Origin of the sequence: Pseudogemmobacter blasticus, from assembly GCF_003071405.1 — a bacterium.
Lineage (GTDB): Bacteria > Pseudomonadota > Alphaproteobacteria > Rhodobacterales > Rhodobacteraceae > Pseudogemmobacter > Pseudogemmobacter blasticus.
This window is the reverse complement of record NZ_CP020471.1, coordinates 94,562-115,464: the sequence shown is the minus strand read 5'-3', so window position 1 is coordinate 115,464 and position 20,903 is coordinate 94,562. Positions and strand designations below refer to the sequence as shown.

The 20,903-nt window shown below is 63.3% G+C and carries 20 protein-coding genes and 1 pseudogene; 18 read left to right on the top strand and 3 right to left on the bottom strand.

Annotated features, from left to right (window positions below; translation table 11 throughout):
• Positions 1 to 87 precede the first annotated feature (87 nt).
• Genes B6K69_RS17790 through B6K69_RS17755 form a run of 8 tightly spaced genes read left to right on the top strand, consistent with a single transcriptional unit; the run spans position 88 to position 8,293 of the window.
• Positions 88 to 777 (top strand): GntR family transcriptional regulator, encoded by a 690-nt coding sequence (locus B6K69_RS17790; RefSeq protein ID WP_108645072.1) that lies wholly within the window; start codon positions 88 to 90, stop codon positions 775 to 777.
• 43 nt (positions 778 to 820) lie between these two features.
• The gene (locus tag B6K69_RS17785) at positions 821 to 1,795 is read left to right on the top strand and encodes a TRAP transporter substrate-binding protein (protein ID WP_108645071.1); all 975 of its coding nucleotides are present in this window, start codon (positions 821 to 823) and stop codon (positions 1,793 to 1,795) included.
• A gap of 51 nt (positions 1,796 to 1,846) precedes the next feature.
• Complete coding sequence (locus B6K69_RS17780; protein WP_107674889.1) at positions 1,847 to 2,347, top strand: TRAP transporter small permease; 501 nt, start codon at positions 1,847 to 1,849, stop codon at positions 2,345 to 2,347.
• A gap of 1 nt (position 2,348) precedes the next feature.
• Entirely contained in the window at positions 2,349 to 3,626 is a 1,278-nt protein-coding gene (locus B6K69_RS17775) for a TRAP transporter large permease (RefSeq protein WP_108645070.1), read from the top strand.
• 10 nt (positions 3,627 to 3,636) lie between these two features.
• Positions 3,637 to 4,704 carry an L-idonate 5-dehydrogenase gene (locus B6K69_RS17770; RefSeq protein WP_108645069.1) on the top strand — a complete coding sequence of 356 codons (1,068 nt, stop codon included), beginning with the start codon at positions 3,637 to 3,639 and terminating at the stop codon, positions 4,702 to 4,704.
• Between the two features lie 33 nt (positions 4,705 to 4,737).
• Positions 4,738 to 5,955: a mannonate dehydratase gene (gene uxuA / locus B6K69_RS17765; RefSeq protein WP_108645068.1), complete on the top strand. Its 1,218-nt coding sequence runs from the start codon at positions 4,738 to 4,740 to the stop codon at positions 5,953 to 5,955.
• Positions 5,952 to 7,412 carry a mannitol dehydrogenase family protein gene (locus tag B6K69_RS17760; RefSeq protein ID WP_108645067.1) on the top strand — a complete coding sequence of 487 codons (1,461 nt, stop codon included), beginning with the start codon at positions 5,952 to 5,954 and terminating at the stop codon, positions 7,410 to 7,412. Before uxuA ends, B6K69_RS17760 begins: the two co-directional genes overlap by 4 nt.
• Complete coding sequence (locus B6K69_RS17755) at positions 7,409 to 8,293, top strand: sugar kinase (RefSeq protein ID WP_108645066.1); 885 nt, start codon at positions 7,409 to 7,411, stop codon at positions 8,291 to 8,293. Before B6K69_RS17760 ends, B6K69_RS17755 begins: the two co-directional genes overlap by 4 nt.
• Here B6K69_RS17755 and B6K69_RS17750 read toward each other — a convergent pair.
• Positions 8,286 to 9,215 carry a LysR family transcriptional regulator gene (locus B6K69_RS17750; protein ID WP_108645065.1) on the bottom strand — a complete coding sequence of 310 codons (930 nt, stop codon included), beginning with the start codon at positions 9,213 to 9,215 and terminating at the stop codon, positions 8,286 to 8,288. The genes B6K69_RS17755 and B6K69_RS17750 overlap by 8 nt on opposite strands.
• A gap of 95 nt (positions 9,216 to 9,310) precedes the next feature.
• Here B6K69_RS17750 and B6K69_RS17745 point away from each other — a divergent pair, with 95 nt between their 5' ends.
• The 10 genes and pseudogenes from B6K69_RS17745 (at position 9,311) to B6K69_RS18580 (ending at position 19,145) form a co-directional block, all read left to right on the top strand.
• Positions 9,311 to 10,249 (top strand): alpha/beta hydrolase, encoded by a 939-nt coding sequence (locus B6K69_RS17745; protein ID WP_108645064.1) that lies wholly within the window; start codon positions 9,311 to 9,313, stop codon positions 10,247 to 10,249.
• A gap of 263 nt (positions 10,250 to 10,512) precedes the next feature.
• Positions 10,513 to 11,313, top strand: coding sequence for a MetQ/NlpA family ABC transporter substrate-binding protein (locus tag B6K69_RS17740; RefSeq protein ID WP_108645063.1), 801 nt, complete (start codon positions 10,513 to 10,515; stop codon positions 11,311 to 11,313).
• Between the two features lie 70 nt (positions 11,314 to 11,383).
• Positions 11,384 to 12,427, top strand: a complete 1,044-nt coding sequence (locus tag B6K69_RS17735) for a methionine ABC transporter ATP-binding protein (RefSeq protein ID WP_108645062.1) — start codon at positions 11,384 to 11,386, stop codon at positions 12,425 to 12,427.
• Positions 12,408 to 13,061, top strand: coding sequence for a methionine ABC transporter permease (locus B6K69_RS17730; RefSeq protein WP_107674884.1), 654 nt, complete (start codon positions 12,408 to 12,410; stop codon positions 13,059 to 13,061). Before B6K69_RS17735 ends, B6K69_RS17730 begins: the two co-directional genes overlap by 20 nt.
• 73 nt (positions 13,062 to 13,134) lie before the next feature.
• Positions 13,135 to 13,439: pseudogene (locus B6K69_RS17725) on the top strand (transposase); the annotation flags it as partial.
• A 220-nt stretch (positions 13,440 to 13,659) separates the two neighbouring features.
• Positions 13,660 to 14,736, top strand: coding sequence for an NAD-dependent epimerase/dehydratase family protein (locus tag B6K69_RS17720; protein ID WP_108645061.1), 1,077 nt, complete (start codon positions 13,660 to 13,662; stop codon positions 14,734 to 14,736).
• A gap of 91 nt (positions 14,737 to 14,827) precedes the next feature.
• Positions 14,828 to 15,682 (top strand): glycosyltransferase family protein, encoded by an 855-nt coding sequence (locus tag B6K69_RS17715; protein WP_228156881.1) that lies wholly within the window; start codon positions 14,828 to 14,830, stop codon positions 15,680 to 15,682.
• Positions 15,682 to 17,526 (top strand): methyltransferase domain-containing protein, encoded by a 1,845-nt coding sequence (locus B6K69_RS17710; RefSeq protein WP_108645060.1) that lies wholly within the window; start codon positions 15,682 to 15,684, stop codon positions 17,524 to 17,526. Before B6K69_RS17715 ends, B6K69_RS17710 begins: the two co-directional genes overlap by 1 nt.
• Positions 17,523 to 18,587: an acyltransferase family protein gene (locus B6K69_RS17705; RefSeq protein ID WP_108645059.1), complete on the top strand. Its 1,065-nt coding sequence runs from the start codon at positions 17,523 to 17,525 to the stop codon at positions 18,585 to 18,587. Before B6K69_RS17710 ends, B6K69_RS17705 begins: the two co-directional genes overlap by 4 nt.
• 423 nt (positions 18,588 to 19,010) lie before the next feature.
• On the top strand, positions 19,011 to 19,145 hold the full coding sequence (locus B6K69_RS18580; protein ID WP_257791702.1) for a hypothetical protein: 135 nt from the start codon (positions 19,011 to 19,013) through the stop codon (positions 19,143 to 19,145).
• Between the two features lie 72 nt (positions 19,146 to 19,217).
• On the opposite strand, the gene B6K69_RS17695 is transcribed toward B6K69_RS18580, so the two are convergent.
• Positions 19,218 to 20,066 (bottom strand): ATP-binding cassette domain-containing protein, encoded by an 849-nt coding sequence (locus B6K69_RS17695; RefSeq protein ID WP_108645057.1) that lies wholly within the window; start codon positions 20,064 to 20,066, stop codon positions 19,218 to 19,220.
• Positions 20,066 to 20,902 carry an ABC transporter ATP-binding protein gene (locus B6K69_RS17690; RefSeq protein WP_108645056.1) on the bottom strand — a complete coding sequence of 279 codons (837 nt, stop codon included), beginning with the start codon at positions 20,900 to 20,902 and terminating at the stop codon, positions 20,066 to 20,068. Before B6K69_RS17690 ends, B6K69_RS17695 begins: the two co-directional genes overlap by 1 nt.
• Between the last annotated feature and the right edge of the window lies 1 nt (position 20,903).

The following is a 20,903-nucleotide window of genomic DNA, read 5'->3' as shown; positions in this document are numbered from 1 at the left end:
TCGGTCAGGCAGGCCACGCAGCCCGGCGTGTTCCGTGTTTACTTGTATGGTAGTATGGTGTAATGGTCGCGGCAGGGGAGAGAGCCGATGCCTGATCGCAACCGCGAAACTGTTACGCTGCAGACCGTGCGCATAAGCGTGGTCGATCAACTGTATGCCGCGTTGCGGATGGCGATCATCGGCAATGAACTGTCTCCGGGCGCCCGCATCTCTGAAGCAGAGGTCGCGCAGCAATACGGCATCAGCCGCCAGCCCGTGCGCGAGGCGTTCATCACCCTTGCGAATGAAGGGCTGCTCGACATCCGGCCGCAGCGCGGATCGTTCGTCGCCAAGATTTCGCTGGCCGCCGTGCTGGATGCCCGCTTCGTGCGCGAGGCGGTAGAGGCTGACATCGTCAAGCTGCTGGCCGCCACCCCCGATGCGGCGCTGCTTGCCAACCTGCGGCAGCAGTTGACCCGCCAGCAGGAACTGGTCGGCGGATCGGCGCGCGACTTCATGGAAGCGGACGAAATCTTTCATCGCACGCTGGCCGAAGGGGCGGGCAAGGGCAACGCCTGGCGCGTGGTCGAGGAAATGAAGGCGCAGATGGACCGCGTCCGCTTTCTGTCCAGTATGCATTTCCCCGTGGCGCGGCTGATCGACCAGCACCGCGCCATCGTCGATGCGATCGCCGAGGGCGACGCAACCGGCGCCGAAACCCGCATCCGCACGCATCTGCAAGGCATCCTGTCCGACCTGCCGGTGATCAAACAGGAGCGGCCCGAATACTTTCTGTAATCTCCGGCTTTGGCCGGGCTGCATCATCCTGGAGGAGGAACCGATGTTCTTTACGAAACTGACCCGTCTGACCGCTGGATGCGTCCTTGCTGCCCTTCTGGGAACCTCGGCCATGGCGGCAGAAGTGACCCTGAAGCTGGGCCACCTCGCGAATGAGGACAACATCTGGCACAAGGCCGCGCTGAAGTTCGGCGAGGAAGTCGCCGCCCTGACCGAAGGCCGCGTCGAGGTGCAGGTCTATCCGAACGAATCCCTGGGCAAGGAAATCGACGTCATCAACGGGATGCAGCTTGGCACCGCCGACATGACGATCACGGGCGAAAGCCTGCAGAACTGGGCGCCCAAGGCCGCGCTGCTGGCCCTGCCCTATGGCTACAAATCGCTGGAGCATATGGATGCCGTCGCCTCGGGCGAGATCGGCCAGCAGATCGTCGATGAAATCATCGCCAATGCCGGCATCCGCCCGCTGACCTATTTCGCCCGCGGTCCGCGCAACCTGTCGGCCAACCGCGAAATCACGTCGCCGGACGATCTGAAAGGTTTCAAGCTGCGGGTGCCGAACGTGCCGGTCTTTGTGGCTGCCTGGCAGGCCATCGGCGCAAACCCCACCCCGATGGCGTTTTCCGAGGTCTTCACCTCGTTGCAGAACGGCACCATCGAAGGCCAGGAAAACCCGCTGGCGCTGTTCAAGTCGGGCGGCTTCTACGAGGTGCAGAAGGTCATCAACAAGACCGAACATGTCCGGTCCTGGATCTATCTGACCATCTCGGAACAGTCGTGGGAAAAGCTGTCCGAAGCTGATCAGGCCGCCCTTCTGGAGGCTGCCAAGCGCACCCAGGCCTTTGAACGCGAACTGTTCCTGGCCGATGAAGCGGCGCTGGTCGCCGATCTGGAAAGCCGCGGCGTGAAGTTCGTCGAGGTTGATCAGGCCGCCTTTGCCGCCAAGGCCAAGGACGCCGTGCTGGCATCTGTGCCTGCGGAAATCCGCCCGCTGGCCGAACAGATCTTCAACAACTGATCACACGCAGGGTCTGCGGGGCCACCCCGCAGACCCCATGCGGAGGCACCCATGACATACGCATTCAAGGGGCTGGAGGGGCTTTGCCGCCTTCTGATCCTGGCGGCATTCCTGATCCTGTCGGGTTCGGTGCTGCTGCAGGTCTTCGCCCGGACCTTCCTGACCACGGCCCCGGTCTGGACCGAGGAACTGACACGCTTCTGCCTGATCTACATCGGGGCCCTCGGGGCAGGTCTGGCCCTGCGCAGCGGTGACATGGTGAATGTGGACCTGCTTTGCGAAAGCCTGCCGGGCCGCGGCCCCTGGATCTTGCGGCTGGTTTCCGCGCTGCTGACCGCCGTCTTCGGCATCGCGCTGCTGTCCGCGGCCTGGAACTACACGGCGATCGGCATACGCCAGACCGCCCCTTCGCTGGGGTGGCGGATGGATTTCATCCATGCCTCGATCCTGATCCTGTTCGTGACCCTCACCCTCTGGGCGCTGATGCGCGTGTTCGAAATGCTGACCGGGCGCCATGACGGCCGGCCGATCCCCACCTCAGAGGATGTGTGACATGGGTCTGTTCCTGCTTCTTGGCGTCTTCGTGCTGGGGCTGGCCATCGGCCTGCCCGTGGCGGTGACACTGGGCCTGTCCTCGATGGCCTATCTGCTTTTCGCCGACATCCCCTTGGTGGTGATCCCGCAGAAGATGTATGCCGGCATGGACAGCTTTGTGCTGCTGTGCATTCCCGGCTTCATCCTTGCGGGCAACCTGATGAATTCGGGCGGCATCACCGAACGGATCATCCGCTTTGCCAATGCCCTTGTCGGCTGGATGCGCGGCGGGCTGGCGCAGGCCAACATCGCCGCCTCCATGCTGTTCGGCGGCATCTCGGGCACGGCCGTGGCCGATGTGGCCTCGGTCGGGGGCATGATGATCCCCGGCATGAAGAAGGCCGGCTATCCCGGCGATTTCTCGGCCGCGGTCACCGCCGCCTCCTCGACCGTGGGTCCGATGATCCCGCCATCGGTGCCCATGATCATCGTCGGGTCGCTGTCGGGCCTTTCTGTCGGCAAGCTGTTTCTGGCGGGCGCCATTCCGGGTCTGCTGATGGGCTTTGCCATGATGGTGACCACCTATTTCATCGCCAGGAAAAAGAATTTCCCGCGCGAAGCCTGGCAGGGGATGCGGGAACTGTTCACCTCGTTCACCGGGGCGATCTGGGCCATCGCCATGACAGGGCTGATCGTCGGCGGGCTGCTGATCGGCGTGACCACGCCCACGGAAACCGCGGTCGTCGCCTGCCTTTACGCGGCGCTTGTCGGTCTGTTCATCTACCGCGAACTGCCGGTGGCGCGCATCCCCAGGATCATCATCGACAGCGCCATCAGTTCGGCCGGGATTCTGGTGCTGGTCGGCACGGCAAATGTCTTCGGCTGGATTCTGGTGGCCGAACGCATCCCGCAGATGCTGGCCGATACCGTGCTGTCGATCACGACCAACAAGTTCCTTGTGATCCTGCTGATCAACCTGCTGCTGCTGTTCGTGGGCATGTTCATGGAAACCATCGCGGCGCTCATCATCCTGTTCGTGCCCCTTCAGGCGCTGGCCATGGCCGTGGGCATCGACCCCATCCATTTTGCCTGCTTTGCGGTGCTGAACCTGATGATCGGCCTGACCACGCCGCCGGTCGGGGTGTGCCTTTTCGTTGCGTCGAACATCGCGCGGCTGCCGCTGTCGCCGGTGATCCGTGCCATCACGCCCTATATCCTGACCAACATCGTCGTCCTCCTGATGGTCAGCTACTGGGCCCCGCTGGCAACCTGGCTGCCCAACCTTCTGATGCCGTGAGGGCAGGACAATGACCATGACGGAAAACCGGATCGTGCGCCTGCACGGGCAGAATGACCTGCGGCTGGAAACCCAGCCCCTGCCCGCGCCCGGCCCGGGCGAGGTGCGGGTGGCCGTGCGTGCGGGCGGGATCTGCGGGTCAGACCTGCACTACTGGCTGGAAGGCGGCATCGGCACCATCCGCGTCCGCGAGCCGATCATCCTGGGGCACGAGGCCGCCGGCGTGATCGAAACGCTGGGCACGGGCGTCACCGGGTTACAGGTCGGGCAACTGGTGGCGATGAACCCCTCGCATCCCTGCGGAGAATGTGCCTTCTGCCGTCAGGGCCTGACGATCCATTGCACGGCGATGAAGTTCAAGGGATCTGCGATGTATCTTCCGCATCAGCAGGGCATGTTCCGCGATCTTGTGGTGATCGGCGCCGGCCAGTGCCATCCGCTGCCCGCAGGCACCGACCCGGGCGCCGCCGCCTGCGCCGAGCCGCTGGCGGTCTGCCTGCACGCCACCAACCGGGGTGAAGCGGTCGCGGGCAGCCTTGCGGGCAAGGTGGTTCTGGTCACGGGGGCGGGTCCGATCGGGGCGCTTTGCGTGGCGGTCGCCCGCCAGCGGGGGGCTGCGGAAATCATCGTGACCGACATTCAGGATGCCACGCTGGCCGTTGCCCGCAAGATGGGTGCCGATCACGCCATCAACACCCTGACCCATCCCGAAGGGCTTGCCCCCTGGCAGGAAGACAAGGGCAAGGTCGATCTGGTCTTTGAATGTTCAGCCGCCGCCGCCGCCATTCAGGGCGCCATCACCTGCCTGCGTCCGCGCGGCACGCTGGTGCAGGTCGGCGTGGCCGGGCCAACGCCGATGCCCCTGAACGTGATGGTGGGCAAGGAAATCCTCTTTGTCGGTTCGCAGCGGTTCGACCGCGAATTCGCCGATGCCGTAGCCCTGATCGGCGCGGGCGCCATTGACCCGCGCCCGATGATCACCGGCACCTGGCCCGCCGAACAGGCATTGGCCGCCTTTGACGCTGCCCGCGACCGCGCCCGCTCGGTCAAGGTTCACATTTCCTTTGCCGGCGCCTGACCGCCCGGCGCTTCCAGACAGAAAGACGACCCCATGAGACAGACCTGGCGCTGGTTCGGCCCCAAAGATCTGGTTTCCATCGACGACATGCTGCAGGCGGGCGTAGAGGGTGTGGTCACCGCGCTGCACCACGTCCCGACAGGCGCCGTCTGGTCGCCCGAGGAAATTGCGCAGCGGCAGGCAATGCTGGCCGTCATGAAAGACGGCGCCCCCTCGGGCCTGAAATGGGAGGTGGTCGAAAGCCTGCCCGTGTCCGAGGACATCAAGCGCCAGACCGGCGACTGGAAATCGCATATCGCCAACTGGAAAACCTCGATGCGCAACCTGCGCGATGCCGGGATCGAGGTGATCTGCTACAACTTCATGCCGATCCTTGACTGGACGCGCACCGATCTGGCCTACCGGCTGCGGAACGGTGCCACCTGTATGCGGTTCGATGCCATCGACTTTGCCGCCTTCGACCTGTTCCTGCTGAACCGCAAGGGCGCCGCCGAAAGCTATGCGCCCGAGGTGGCCAAAGCCGCCGAAGCCCGCTTCGCCGCCATGTCCGATGCCCGCAAGCAGGAACTGGCGGGCAATGTGGTCTTCGGCCTGCCCGGCGCCGCCGAACGCATGTCGATGGAGGATGTGAAAACCCATCTTGCCCATTACGACAACATTTCCGCCACCCGCCTGCGCAGCCATCTGTTTGATTTCCTGGCCGAGGTGGCCCCCCTGGCCCAGGACATCGGGATGCGGCTTTGCTGCCACCCGGATGATCCGCCCTTCCCGCTGCTGGGCCTGCCCCGCATCATGTCGACCGAGGCCGACTACAAGGCGGTCATGCAGGCCGTCGACATCCCGGCAAACGGCATCACGCTTTGTACCGGCTCGCTCGGGGCGCGGGCCGACAATGACCTGCCCGGGATGATGCACCGTCTGGGGGACCGGGTGCATTTCCTGCATCTGCGCAATGTTGCCCTGGAAGACCGCGACCTTGGCGGATCTTTCCACGAAGCCGCGCATCTGGAAGGCAACACCGACATGGTCGCCATGATCGCCGCGGTTCTGGCCGAGGAAAGCCGCCGCAAGGCGCAAGGCCGCGCCGACTGGCAAATCCCGATGCGCCCCGACCACGGGCAGGACATTCTGGATGACCTGAAGCGCAAGGCGCAGCCCGGCTATCCGGCCATCGGACGGCTGAAGGGCCTGGCCGAACTGCGCGGCATCATGACGGCGCTGGCGCACCCCGGGGTCAGCGTGGCGCGATGACCCGGCTTTCGTCTGGCGCGGTGCCGCAGGGCGCGGCGGAATGGCCGGGCTATACGCCCGAAGCGCACGGCACCGGCATCGTGCATCTGGGCCTTGGCAACTTTGCCCGGGCGCATCTGCTGGCCTATACCGATGCCGCACTGGCGCTGCGGGGCGGCGACTGGCGGGTTACGGGCGTGTCGTTGCGCGGCACCGCCGTGGCCGACAGCCTGATCCCGCAGGATGGCCGCTATACGCTGGTCACACGGGGCGAAACCGTCTCGGCCCGGGTGATTGGCGCGCTGGCAGATGTGCTTGCCGGGGCCAATGTCGGCGCGGCGGCGCTGGCCGCAATGGCGAACCCGGCCTGTCGCATCGTCAGCCTGACCGTTACCGAAAAGGGCTATGGCATCACCAGCGCCGGGCGGCTGGACCGCAGCCATCCGGCGGTCAAGGCAGATCTGGCGCGGCCCGATGCCCCGTCGGGCGTGATCGGGCTGATCGCGGCGGCCCTGGCCGCGCGCCGCGCGGCGGATCTTGCCCCCTTTACCGTGCTGTCCTGTGACAACCTTTCACACAACGGGCAAAAGCTGCGGACGGCGGTGCTGGAATTCGCCACCGCCTGTCATGGCCCCGATCTGGCCGACTGGATCGCCACCCGGGCCAGCTTTCCGGCAACCATGGTGGACCGGATCACCCCCGCCGCAACCCCTGCCACGGCGGCAACGGCCGCCGCGCTGACCGGCCATTCCGATCTGGCCGCGGTCGAGACCGAGCCCTTCACCCAATGGGTGATCGAGGACGATTTCTGCGCCGGTCGCCCCGCATGGGATCAGGCCGGCGCCCTGTTCGTGCGCGATGTCGCCCCCTATGAACAGATGAAACTGCGGATGCTGAACGGCGCCCATTCCATGCTGGCCTACAGCGGCCAACTGGCGGGCCGGGCCTATGTCCGCGATGTGATGGCAGACCCCGCCCATGCGGCGCTGGTCCGGCGGCATCTGGCAGCGGCGGCCGCCACCGTTCAGGGGCTGACGCTGGATCTGGGCGCCTATGCCCAAGCCCTGTGCGATCGGTTCCGCAACCCCGCCATCGCCCATGCCACGGCGCAGATCGCCATGGACGGCACGCAGAAACTGCCGCAGCGCATCACGGCCCCCGCCTTGCAGGCGCTGGCCGCGGGCACTGCCACCCGCCCCTTTGCCCTTGCGCTGGCGGCGTGGCTGGCCTGGCTTGCCCGGCGCGATGCCTTGGGCCAGCCGATCCCAGTTGATGATCCGAAGGCCGCAGCACTGGCCGCCGCGGCCTTGCACCAGACCACGCCCGCCGGGTTGATCCGCGCGGTGGCCGGGGTCTGCCCCGACATTCTGCCAGAGCCGCTGCAAACCGGGCCGTTCGGCGCAGACCTCTGCGCGCTGCTCGACACTATCCTGACCCAGGGCATGACCGCCGTCATCGCCCGCGAAGCGGCGCCATGACCATGCGCGTGCTGTCAATGGGCGAAGCCATGCTGGAACTGTCGGAACAGGCGCCCCTCTGGGCGCTGAATGTCGCCGGCGATACGTTCAACACCGCCTGGCACCTCAAGCGCCAACTGGGTGACGGGGCCGAGGTGGCCTATTTCACCGCGCTTGGCACCGATCCCTTTTCAGACCGGATTGCCGGGTTCATTGCGGCGTCCGGCGTGGAAACCCGTTTCATCCGCCGCGATCCGTCACGCGGGCCGGGGCTGTATGCCATCTCGCTGAAGGATGGCGAGCGCAGCTTCACATATTGGCGCGACCGTTCCGCCGCGCGGCTGCTGGCCGATGACGCCACGGCGCTGGCCCGCGCGCTGGATTGGGCCGATACGGTCTATCTCAGCGGCATCACGCTGGCCATCCTGCCCCCCGAAGGCCGCCACCGGCTGCTGGCGGCGCTGGTCCGCGCCCGGGCGGCGGGGCGGCGCATCCTCTTTGATCCGAACCTGCGCCCGCGCCTGTGGGAAGATGCCGCGACGATGCGCGACATCATCACCCGCGCCGCAACCCTTGCCGATATGGTTCTGCCCAGCTTCGAAGATGAATCCACCCATTTCGGCGATGCCGACCTGGCCGCCTGTGCCCGCCGCTACGGGGCGGAACAGGGGCGTGAGGTGGTGGTCAAGAATGGCGGGCAGGATGTGCTGCTGGCGGTGAACGGGGTGCTGTCCCATCACCGGCTGACCGCCGTGACGCCGGTGGATACCACCGGCGCGGGCGACAGTTTCAACGCAGGCTGGATCGCGGCCCGCCACCGGGGGCTGGGCCCCGAGGCAAGCCTTGCCGCCGCGCATGATCTGGCCCGGCATGTCGTCTCGATCCGCGGCGCGCTCAGCTAGGCGTCGCCACATCCGCCGAACCGGCCGCTTTCGGAACACGCTGCGGCAAGGCTCCGTTCGCGCCTGTGAGAAGGAAATCGACAAGGGCCTTGACCTTCAGGCTGGTCAGGCGGCGACCCGCGTGCAAGATCCAGACCTCGGCCACCGCCTGTGGCACCTGGCCCCAATCCGCAAGCCGCCCCGCCTTGATGTCTTCGGCAACCAGCCAGTACGGCAAGACGGCAGCCAGACCACCCGCCAGCACGGCATCGCGCTGCATCAACAACGATGGCAGCGTCAGCGCGGGGGCCAGCGTCAGCGCGGTTCGGGCGGTTCCGCGCAGGGTTTCAACCTCAAGGTTCTCTCGGGTGAAACTGCGCATGATGGCAGGAACCGGCCCGGTTCCGCCCGACGGCAGCACAAGATCGGGCGATGCAATGACATGGGAATGATCCCGCATGATGCAGCGCCCCACAAGGCGGCTGTCCGGCGGCGGATTCACCCGGATGACAACATCATAGCCCTCTTCCACAAGGTCGACCTGCCGGTCCGAAACCGTGACTTCCAGCCCGATCTGTGGAAAGGCATGAAAGAACCCGGCGGCGATCCGCCCCATGAAGCGATGCCCGAACACCAGCGGGCAACTGACGCGAAGCCGGCCGCGCGGCACGCCGCGATCATGAACCAGATCGGCCATCGCGGCCCCCACCTCGGCAAGCAGGTCGTGGGTTCTCTGGTGCAACAGGCGCCCTTCATCGGTCAGCGCGAAGGCCCGGCCGTGCCGGTCAATCAGGCGCAGCGCAAGCGCATCCTCAAGCGCCCGCACCTGGCGTGACAGGGTGGCCTTCGGGTGCCCCGACGCCGCGGCAGCCCGGCCAAACCCCTGATGCTGCGCGACAAGATCGAAAGCGGCAAGAAGGTTCAGGTCTGACTTATGTTCCATAACTGGCACGCTCTGTCTGAAATTTGGATTCTTGTTCCAAAATAGAAACACAATACATCTGCCATATCCAGCATCCACCGCGCGGAAGGCGAACCATGACCAAACCGTCCCAGCAAAGCTACCTGACCGACCACACGCCCTCGGCCACCGATCTGGCCGTTCTTGCCGAACTCCGGCGCCAGTCGGAACCGTTCAAGGGCACCCTGTCGGCCCCCGAAGGCCGGGCGGCCTATGACGCCATGATGGAAATGACGCCGGGCGCCGCGGGCGTGACGCATGAACAGGAAACCCTGCGCGGTGTCGCCGGTGTCTGGTGCCGCGTTGCAGGCGCAAGGGAGGGCCGGGCAATCCTTTACCTTCACGGCGGCGGCTATGGCGTAGGTTCGGCCTGGGCCTATCGCAACTTCGCCGGGCAATTCGCCGCGCGCACGGGCATCAACGTCTTTGCCGCAGATTATCCGCTGGCCCCGGAACACCCCTTCCCCGCGGCGCTTGACAGCGCACGGGCGGCCTATGCCGGGCTGGTGGACAAAGGCCATGAGAAGATCCTGATCGCAGGAGATTCCGCCGGCGGCGGCCTGACGCTTTCGCTGCTTGCCGCCCTGCACCGCGCCCCGGAAGGAATGCCCGTGCCGGTGGGCGCGGTCGCCATGTCCCCCTGGACAGACCTTACGCTGTCGGGCAGTTCGATGGTTTCGCGTCAGGATGAGGAATTCTATCTGACCCGCCCGGTTCTGGAAGGCTTCGCGCAGAACTACCAGGCCGGCACCAACCCCGCCAACCCGGACGTGTCACCGCTGTTCGGCAATCTGGCAGGGCTTCCGCCGGTTCAGGTGCATGTCGGCACCGCCGAAATCCTTCTCAGCGACAGCGAGCGTTATGCCGAGAAATCCCGTCAGGCCGGCAATGCGGTTTCGCTGCACCGATGGGAAGCGATGCCGCATGTCTTCCCGTCAAGTTTCGCCATCCTTGACGGGGCCGAGCAGGCCATGGCGCTGATGTCCGGCTTCATCGCCCAAACGCTCGACCGCTGAACCCGGTCTGGCGCCACCGGGGGGGCGGTCCGCATCGGCGCCACGCACGGCCCCGCCCCCCTTTAGCCCCCGATTCGAAGACCGCAAGGGTGCCGCAAGACGGGCATTCTCTCGCCCGCAACAGAACGGAAAGCACGTTCCTTCCGTCTGACAAACTTCGGCAAGACGTTCTCTGCCGCTGCCTTGTCCTTGCTGCGGATGCAAAGGATAACCGGCGGGCTTCCGGCACTGGCCGGACCCTGATCAAGAAGACGAGGACCACAATGTCGCCGATCCTTTCCCTTTCGCGCCGCGCCGCGCTTGCCCTTGTGGCCGCGCTTGCGCTGGCACCCGCCGCACAGGCCCAGGACACCACGCTGAAAGTGGGCATCATGGGCGGCGAGGACGAAGCCGTCTGGGCGGCGGCCGCGGCGCAGGCCAAGCCCGCGGGCCTGATCATCGAAACGGTGATCTTCAACGACTACACCCAGCCGAACGAAGCGCTGGCGAACAAGGACATCGACGCCAACGCCTTCCAGCACGGCCCCTATCTGGAAGCGCAGATCGCCGCCCATGGCTATGCCATCACGCCGGTGATCGACACGGCGATCTTCCCGATCGGGCTTTACTCGAAGAAATACAAGACCCTGGCCGACCTGCCGGATGGCGCCGTGATCGGCCTGCCGAACGATCCCTCGAACGGTGGCCGGGCGCTGAAGGTGCTGGAACAACTGGGCCTGATCAAGCTGAACCCCGAGGCCGGCATCCTGGCCACGGTGATCGACGTGACCGAAAACCCCCGCAATTTCGACCTTCGCGAACTGGATGCCGGCGTCGTGGGCCGCGCCATTGATGATCTGGATGCCGCCGTGGTCAACACCGACTGGGCCGCCAAGGCCGGGCTTCTGGATTTCCGCGTCGCGCAGGAATCCGGCGAGAACAACCCCTACACCAACTTCATCGCCGTCCGCACCGAAGACAAGGATGCGGCCTGGGTCGCCACCCTGCGCACCGCCTTCCAGAGCGACGCGGTGAAAGAGGCCTATGCCTCGGCCTACAAGGGCGCGGCCGTCCCGGCCTGGTAAGCCACCTGTTCTTGCACTTTCGGCAGGCGCCTGTAAGACGGCGCCTGCCTGCATTTTGAAGGATCGACAGATGACCGGCATCAGGCATCCCGTGGTGCGGCTTGACGGGGTTGAACGGCGGTTTTCCGACCGCCCTGCCCTGGACGGCATCTCGCTCACGCTGGAGGCGGGCGAGATCGTCGGGCTGATCGGCCGTTCCGGCGCCGGGAAATCGACGCTGATCCGCTGCCTGAACGGGCTGGACCGGCCACAGGCGGGCCGGGTCGAGATTGACGGCACCGACATCACCGCCCTGTCGGAACAGGCCTTGCAGCCGATCCGCCGCCGCATCGGGATGATCTTCCAGCACTTCAACCTGCTGTCGGCCAAGACCGTGGCGGAAAACGTCGCCCTGCCGCTGAAGATTGCCGGCCAGCCCGCGCCACAACGCCGGGCCAAGGTGATGCAGCTTCTGGATATGGTGGGTCTGGCCGACAAGGCCGATACCTACCCCGCGCGGCTGTCCGGCGGGCAGAAACAGCGCGTGGGCATCGCCCGCGCGCTGGCGGCCGATCCGCTGCTGCTGCTGTCAGACGAAGCAACCTCGGCGCTGGACCCGGAAACGACGCAGTCCATCCTGACGCTGTTGCAGGACGTGAACCGCCAGATGGGCGTGACGATCCTGATGATCACCCATGAGATGGAGGTGGTGCGCCAGATCGCCCACCGGGTTCTGGTGCTGGACGCCGGCCGCATTGTGGAACAGGGGCCGGTGGCGCGGGTGCTGGCCTCGCCGCAGGCCGAAACGACGCGCAGCCTGCTGCGCGGCCTGTCGCCGGTGCTGCCGCAGGATGTGGCCGCGCGCATCACGCCGCAGGGCGATCAGGCGCTGATCCGGGTCGATGTCTATGGCGCGGCCGCCCGCCAGCCGCTTCTGGCCATCATCGAAGGCATCACCGGCCACCCCGCCCGGCTGGTGCATGGCGGGCTGAATGATGTGCAGGGCGAACCCTATGGCCGGCTGTTCCTGGCGCTTGGCACCAACGATCCCGATCTGGTGGCTGCCGTGATTGCCCGCCTTCAACCCGAAACCACTGCAATCGAGGTGCTGGGTCATGTCCCGGGCGATGTTTGACCTGCTTCTTCGGGGCCTGTGGGAAACGCTGGTGATGACCGGCATCTCGGGGGCGCTGTCCTTTGCCATCGGCCTGCCGCTGGCGCTGATCCTGGTCACCACCGACCGGGGCGGAATCTTCCAGAACCTGGCCGTCAATCGGTCGCTGGGGCTGGTGGTGAACGCGCTGCGGTCGGTTCCGTTCATCATCCTTCTGGTCGCGGTCATTCCGCTGACCCGGCTGATCACCGGCTCGGCCATCGGCATCGCGGCCGCCATCGTGCCGCTGACCATCGCCGCCGCGCCCTATTACGCCCGCGTCGCCGAAGTCAGCCTGCGCGAGGTGGACCGCGCCCTGATCGACGCCGCCCGCGCCATGGGCGCCACCCGCTGGACCATCCTGCGCGAAGTGCTGATCCCCGAAGCCCTGCCCGGCATCGTCTCGGGCTTCACCGTCACGCTGGTCACGCTGATCGGCGCCTCGGCCATGGCCGGGGCGGTGGGGGCCGGCGGCCTGGGCGACATCGCCATCCGCTACGGCTATCAGCGGTTCGAAACACAGGTGATGCTGGCCGTGGTGGTCATCCTGATCGTCATGGTGGCCGGGCTGCAATGGGCGGGCGACCGCCTTGCCCGGATGATAGACCGCCGCTGACCCCAGCCGCCACCTGCCCCGCGCCCAAGGCCGGCGTCACTCCGGCGTTGCGGCGGCGGTGTTGCCGGAATCGAAGCTCGCCACCATCATGGACGAGGCCGAACATGGTGTGCTTGGCCTACATGTCCTTCCCCAAAGAGCACCGGGCCAAGCTTCACAGCACCAACCCGATCGAGCGCCTGAACGGCGAGATCAAGCGCCGGACCGAGGTGGTCGGCATCTTTCCAAACGATGAGGCCATCGTCCGGCTCGTCGGAACCCTGCTGCTCGAACGGAATGACGAATGGGCGGTCCAGCGCACCCGCATACATGACGCTGGAAACCATCACGCCGATGGCCGAAGATGCCGTCATCAGCCTGCCCGCAGCGGCATCCTGACCATGCAGGCCCGCGCCAAGCATCACCGTTACGAGCAGCGCCAGCTACACCACTCAATGGAACAGCATCCAACATGCTGATCTATATATGAAATATCTCCACCAACGCATCGAAATCAGCAAGCCATTCGGGGAATGTCGTATATAGACGTTTCCAGCAGAAACATGCATATATGTCCGTCGTGGAGCTTAACCCTGCGGTAAAGTGTTAAAGAGGACCCATGAAAGATTGCGTTTTGGTAACTGGTGGTGCTGGCTTCATAGGCTCTGCGCTGAGCACCGATTTATTCCACTTCGGCATGGATGTTGTGGCCGTTGACAGTTTTTTGGAACAGGTCCATCCGAGCCGTAAAAGGTCGGAATTCTTGGATCCTCGTGTTGTCCTGATCAAGGGCGATGTCCGCAGTCCTGAGACTTGGACCACACTTCTGGCTGAATACCGCCCATTGACCATCATCCACCTCGCAGCCGAAACCGGCACGGCGCAATCGCTGACCGAGGCGACACGCCATGCCTCAGTCAATGTGGTAGGCACGAGCGAGATGCTTGATGCGCTGACGCGGGCCGATGTGCGACCGAAGCGCATCCTGCTAGCATCGTCCCGCGCCGTCTATGGTGAAGGCAAGTGGCAGGATCCCAGCACCGGCGCCGCATTCTATCCCCTCCCTCGCACCCATGAGACGCTAGCGGCGGGTCTTTGGGAGCCAGAGGCACCGTCCGGTCAACCAGGACACCCCCTGCCCCATCGCGCGGCAGAAGTCTTTCCGAAGCCGACCAGCATCTATGGCAGCACCAAGTTGGCGCAGGAACATATCCTAACATCTTGGTGCGGCGCTTTTGGCGTGCCCTTGTCGATCTTGAGACTGCAGAATGTCTATGGGGAGGGGCAATCGCCCTTCAACTCTTATACCGGCATCATCAATGTCTTCCACCGAATGGCGCGCGCTGGCCAGTCGATCCCGGTCTACGAAGACGGGCTTATCGGTCGCGACTTTGTCCATGTCGATGACGTAGTGGCGGCAATGATGGCTTGCCTGAAGGCCAATGACAGCGAGGATCACCTGCTGGACGTGGGCACGGGGGTCAAGACCACGATATTAGACGCGGCAATGGCCATAGCCGAGATCTACGGCGCACCCGCCCCACATATCTGCGGCAAATTCCGTGATGGCGATGTGCGCTCTGCCGTGGCCGATGTGACCGACTTAACCGCCGAAACCATGGTCAAGCCCGCCATCACTTTCCCCGATGGCTCCAAGCGCGTTGGAGACTGGCTCGTCTCTCGCGGGCATATCTGACAGCTGAGGGAAGTCTTTCCAGATGAGTGAAACTATGCCCAGGCCGTCCGCGGGGCCCGTATCTGTTCAAGTGCAGTCGATCCTGTACAACATGGATTTCGAATCCATCCACCGCGCGCTTCAATCCCTGCAACGCGCCATCGACCTTGGCATCAACGACGGCAAGTTGAGCCGCGTACGTATTGCCTATGGCGATACGTCACTCCAGCCCTGCCTACCCGATGAAAGCTTGACGCTGCTGCGCGAGGAATTCTCGGAGTATTTTGAGCTGGCTTATACTTTCTTTGGCAAGAACCTAGGCTCTGCGCGGGGGCATAATGTTCTGTCCGAACAGGCCAATACCGATTACCTGTTGATCCTGAATCCTGATGTCGTCGTCTCTCCGCGGCTGTTCGAGAACATGCTGCACCCTTTCCGTAATGTCTCTTGCGGCATGGTCGAGGCCAAGCAGCTGCCGATCGAGCATCCCAAAGCTTATGACGCCATCACCGGTGAGACCGGTTGGGCCACAACGGCCTGCGCTCTGACACCACTGGTCCTGTTTAACCAGATCGGAAAGTTCGATGCCGACAGCTTTTTCCTTTACTGCGATGATGTCGACTATTCGTGGCGCGTGCGCGAGGCAGGTTACAAGGTTATCTTTGCTGCCAATGCGGTCGTTTTCCATGACAAGCGTGTGGCGCGCGATGGAGCATGGCAGCCCTCAGCAGCAGAGCGCCGCTTCTCCGCAGAAGCTGCATTGATGATTGCGCACAAGTGGTCACGGCCTGATCTCGTTGCCAAGATTTCACGCACCTACAGCAGATCAGGGCCGGACGAACAGGCTGCGGTCAAAAACTACGAAGAAAAGAAGCTTGCCGGCACACTGCCTGCACCCCGTGACGCCCACCACAAGGTGGCGGAGTTCATCGACCATTTTTACACCAAGCATAGGTATGTGCTCTGATGCTTAACGCTGATGAACTTTACGACAACGCTGTTCAGCCCGACAATGTCTATGGTCATTGCTTGGCGCTGCTTGATCGTTATCGCGATGCTGCGCCTAGTGCATCTGAGGGCATCCACCTTGACTTGGGCTGCGGCTTCGGCCGTATGGCAGAGGTGCTATGCGATGTGCCCGGCCTAACCTATGTTGGCGTAGATGGATCAGACCGAGGCCCATCCTCGCTGCGCGACCGTGGCTTTGAGGCGCACCAACTCATGTTCACCTCCTATGACGAGACCATAGCGAGGTTGCAGCAAATCGTCGCCGGCCGTCGCATCCTTTCGCTGTCCATGCTGGACACGCTGGAGCACCTAGACAATTGCGACGAGATCTTGCGCGTGATCCGCTGCTTGATCGGCCCACACCATGCGCCCGCCATCATCAGCGTTCCAAACTTCGCACATCGCGACGTTGGCTTTAAGATGGCCTTCGGGTCTTGGGATTATACCCGCGAAGGCATCCTCGATCACACTCACCTGCGTGTATTCAACAAAGCAACGTTGAAGCGCACCTTCGATGCCGTGGGCCTGCAAATCGTCGATACGAACGATGTGTATATCGTCAACAGCGATCAGCACTTCCCAACCACTCATCCGGCCTTAGCCTCGGGCAGCCTGATCAGCGAGATTATGACCGGCCTGCGCGACCAGATCGACGCGACGGCCAAAGTCAATCAATTCGTCTCACTGGTTCTAGCCGGGCCACAGACCCGTATGACACATTATCTGTCGGACGAAGAACGCGCACCTAAGCGCCCCTTTCTCTCGGTCGTCATGCGCACGCAGGGCAAGCGTCCTCACACGATGATTGAGGCCCTGACGGCGCTGGCAGCTCAAAAGGACCGCGACTTCGAGCTTCTGGTGATGGGTCACAAGCTGACACACGAAAATCAGCTTGTCATCGAACGTCAGCTCGAGGACAGCCCAAAGTGGATGCGCGACCAGATCCGACTGATCCGCATCGACGAGGGCAACCGAACGCGTCCGCTAAATGTTGGTTTCGCAGAGGCTAAGGGAGAGTACATCGCCATCTTGGACGATGACGACGTCCCGATGGCGCATTGGATATCAACCTTCCGAACCTTGGCGCAGCAAAAGCCGGGGCGCGTGCTGCGAACTATCGCGGCGCGCCAGAATGTCGATGTGATCGAGGTGCAGGGCCGGTCGGCCGTGCGCGCAACGGGCGGGCTCGAGCCCTACCCGGCCGCATTCGACCTCCTGCAGCACATGATCACCAACGAAACCCCGCCGGTCGCCCTGGCCTTCCCGCATGGAGCCTTCCATGACCTGAACATCCGCTTTGACGAAACTCTTACCACGACCGAAGATTGGGACTTCCTTATGCGCTGCGTTTTCGTGGTCGGCGTACATGCTGCCCCAGAGATCACGGCAATCTATCATTGGTGGGTGGATACTGTAGAATCCTCGCGCACGGTCCATAGCCAGGCGGAGTGGGACGCGAATTACCATACGATCCACCGCAAGATGGATTCCATGCCAATCCTATTGGAACCGGGCGTAGCCAAGGAGCTACGCTACTTGAAGTCACGCTTCAATTCAGGGGACTTCGTCGAGGAAACCGGCCGGACCGAGCTATTGCGCGCAGTGACTGACATCCTGACGTCACGCAGTTGGCGCTGGTCGTGGGTGAACCGTTTGCCAAAATATATCAAGGGCAGGAGGGACCCAAACCTGGCCGAGTGCATGGCAATGTCTAATGAGGAACTGATAAAGCTCATTGCACAGCTACGGCGGTCAAGCTCTTGGCGGCGTACGGCGATCTTCAGAACCAACGGCAAAAGATGACCCCGGTCGCAAGCAAGGCCCAGAAGCCAATACTACCCGACAATTTCGCTGCCATTCGTTTGCTGGCCGCTTTGACGGTAGTCTTCGGTCATTCCTTTCCCTTAACCGGCGGCGAGGGCCCTGGATATCTTGGCAGTACGGCCTCGACACTGGCGGTAAAAATCTTCTTTGTGATCAGTGGCTATATGATCTCGGAAAGTTGGCGGCGCGACCCCCATCTAGGGCGCTATCTGCGGCGCCGAGCGTTACGGATCTTTCCGGCACTATTTTTTTTATGTCTAATCACCGTACTTCTTGTTGGACCCGCTCTGACCAAAGTTGATCTCGCGACCTATTTTTCCCATCATGGCACCTGGAACTACTTCACAAATATTGCCCTTTATCCAAACTACAGCCTGCCTGGCGTTTTTGATGGAAATATCTACCCAGGCGCAGTGAATGGGTCGCTTTGGACCTTGCCTATCGAATTCTCGATGTATCTCATGTTGCCAGCATTGCTAATTATACCCTTCCAGCGGGTAACAGTCTGTGTGATGGCTATCGGTCTTTCGATAGCCTCGATCTGGTATACCCGCATTTCTATTCCATCAGAACCTATCGTTTTATATGGTTCCAACGTGATTAATGGGCTGGAGATGACGCCTTATTTCCTCTGGGGGATGGTATATCGCTTGTGGTTTCGCAGTGAGTGGCTAAGCCTCCAGATCTCCGTCATGGCCATTATGTTGTTGCCGTTGGCGACTTCGACTTGGGCAGGGGCAGAACTCGTGTCGTTGATCCTCGTTCCCTATGTGACCCTATCGTTTGGACATGCCCACAATGCCAGATTTTCATGGGTGGAGAAACTCGGCGACATGTCCTATGGCACATATCTTTATGGCTTCCTGGTTCAGCAGATCATCGCACAAATGATTGGCACGCCGGGGGCACATTGGACAAACTTCATCGCTTCCGTACCACCGACACTGATACTGGGTTTCTTGTCCTGGCATTTGGTGGAAAAACCAGCCATGGCGCTGAAACCACGGAAAGGTTCTCATGATACATTCCGGTCTGTCTGAGGTGCCACTAGGCTCCAGACCCATTGATTTCAGGCTGTTTGCGTGATTCAGGCTCCGCGAGGAGAGAGGTGGCTGCGAAGATCTAAACAGCCGGGATAAGTGGATTTTACGCGCAACTGCAGCATGATGCTGCAAGCGGAGGCGCATGCTGGCGCCGACGGGGCGTTTTGCCTCATCGGCGCGGCCATCGTTGACGGAAATCACCACCGGGCGGCCGAGGGTGGCCAGGAGGTGTGACAGATCCTCGACCCTCTCGGCGATCAGGTGGGTCACGGGGCCGTCACGTTCGATGCGGCCGGAGACGCGGATCAGACGGCCGCCGATCACCGCCTTGCGGAAGGTCACGTAGACGCGCTTCCAGAGGTTCTGTCGCAAACTTGTTGCCGGGGTGCCTTCCGCCGCCCCAGCCGCACCGACATCGAAGTGTCCAGCTATGTCGGCCTGCCCGAAATTGCCGACATCAAGGTCTTTCCGCTGGACGAAGCCGAAGCCGCGTCACAGCGTGATGCCTTCCTGACGACATGGGCCGCGCTGCCCAAAGCCGGGGATGTCGAGTAAAATCCGTACTGGATCACCCCCCGGGGGGTGATCCAACATATGCCTGCCCGGTCCGGGCCAACCGCCCCCCGCTCACGCCCCCTGCCGGGCGGCCTTGCGGCGGGCAACGCGGGCGCGGATCGCTTCCACATCGGTGACCGGGGTCGCCGCGAACAGCGATTGCGTATAGGGGTGCTGCGGGTTGGCGAAGACCGCCTCGCGCGTGCCCTGCTCTACCGACTCGCCGTTCGAGATCACCATGATTTCGTCCGCGATATAGCGCACGACCGAAAGGTCATGGCTGACGAAGACATAGGTCAGATCGAATTCGTCCTGCAGGTCGGCCAGAAGGTTCAGAACCTGCGCCTGAACCGACAGGTCCAGCGCCGAAACAGGTTCATCCAGCACCAGAAGCGAGGGGTTGAGCATCAGCGCCCGCGCGATGGCAATGCGCTGGCGCTGCCCGCCCGAAAACATGTGCGGGTATCGGTTGAAGTGTTCGGGTTGCAGGCCAACCTTCCGCAGCATCGCCTCGGCCCGGTCGCGCCGTTCAGTGGCCGGAATGTCGGTGTTGATGACCAAGGGTTCCATCAGCACATCGCCCACCTTCTGGCGCGGATTCAGGCTGCCATAGGGGTTCTGGAACACCATCTGCACCTTCGACCGCAGCGCCGGCCCCGGGCGGCGTCGATGAATATCGACGGATTCGCCCGAGATGCGCAGATCGCCGCTGGACGGCGGGTCGATCAGGGCAATGATCCGCGCCAGCGTCGATTTGCCAGATCCGCTTTCGCCGACGATGGCCAGCGTCCTGCCCTTGTCGACCTTGAAGTCGATGCCCTTCAGGGCCCGCACGTTCTTGCCACGGGCCAGCATACTGCCCGGCACATGGTAATCACGCACGATGGCCCGGCCTTCGACGACTGGAATGTCCTGTCCCATCATGCGCCTGCCTGCTGGAAGAAATCTGAAACGGTGGGCAGACGGTCGCCCGTGGCATGTTCCGGCAAGGCCGACAGCAGGGCCCGGGTATAGGGATTCTGCGGCGCCTCGAACAGGCTCAGAACGTCAGCCTCCTCCATCTTCCTGCCCTTGTACTGCACGACCACCCGGTCCGCGGTTTCGGCCACCACGCCCATGTCATGGGTGATCAGGATCAGCGCCATGCCGTAATCTTCCTGCAGCTTCATCAGCAGATCCAGAATCTGCTTCTGGATCGTCACATCCAGCGCGGTCGTCGGTTCGTCCGCAATCAGCAGGCGCGGGTTCGAGGCGATGGCGATGGCGATCATCACCCGCTGGCACTGGCCGCCCGACAACTGGTGCGGATAGGACTTGATCTTCACCTCGGGCTGGGGAATGCCCACAGCGCGGAACAGTTCCAGCGCCCGGGAATACGCCTCCTTGCGGCCCAGCCCCAGGTTCAGCCGCAGCACCTCCTCGATCTGGAAGCCCACGGTGAATGACGGGTTCAGCGAGGCGATCGGTTCCTGGAAGATCATGGTGATCTCGCGCCCGATCAGGCGCCGGCGTTCCGCCGCGGACAGGTTCGAGATGTCGCGCCCGTCATAGGTCATCTCGTCGGCCGTGATGGTGGCGGTGTCGGGAAGCAGCCCCATCACCGCCAGCATCGACACCGACTTGCCCGATCCGCTTTCCCCGACAATGGCCAGCACCTCGCCACGGTCGACATGCACGTCGATGCCGTCCACCGCGGTAAAGCTGCCGGTTGCGGTTGCGAATTTGACCGTAAGGTTTCTGATGTTCAGAAGCGCCATG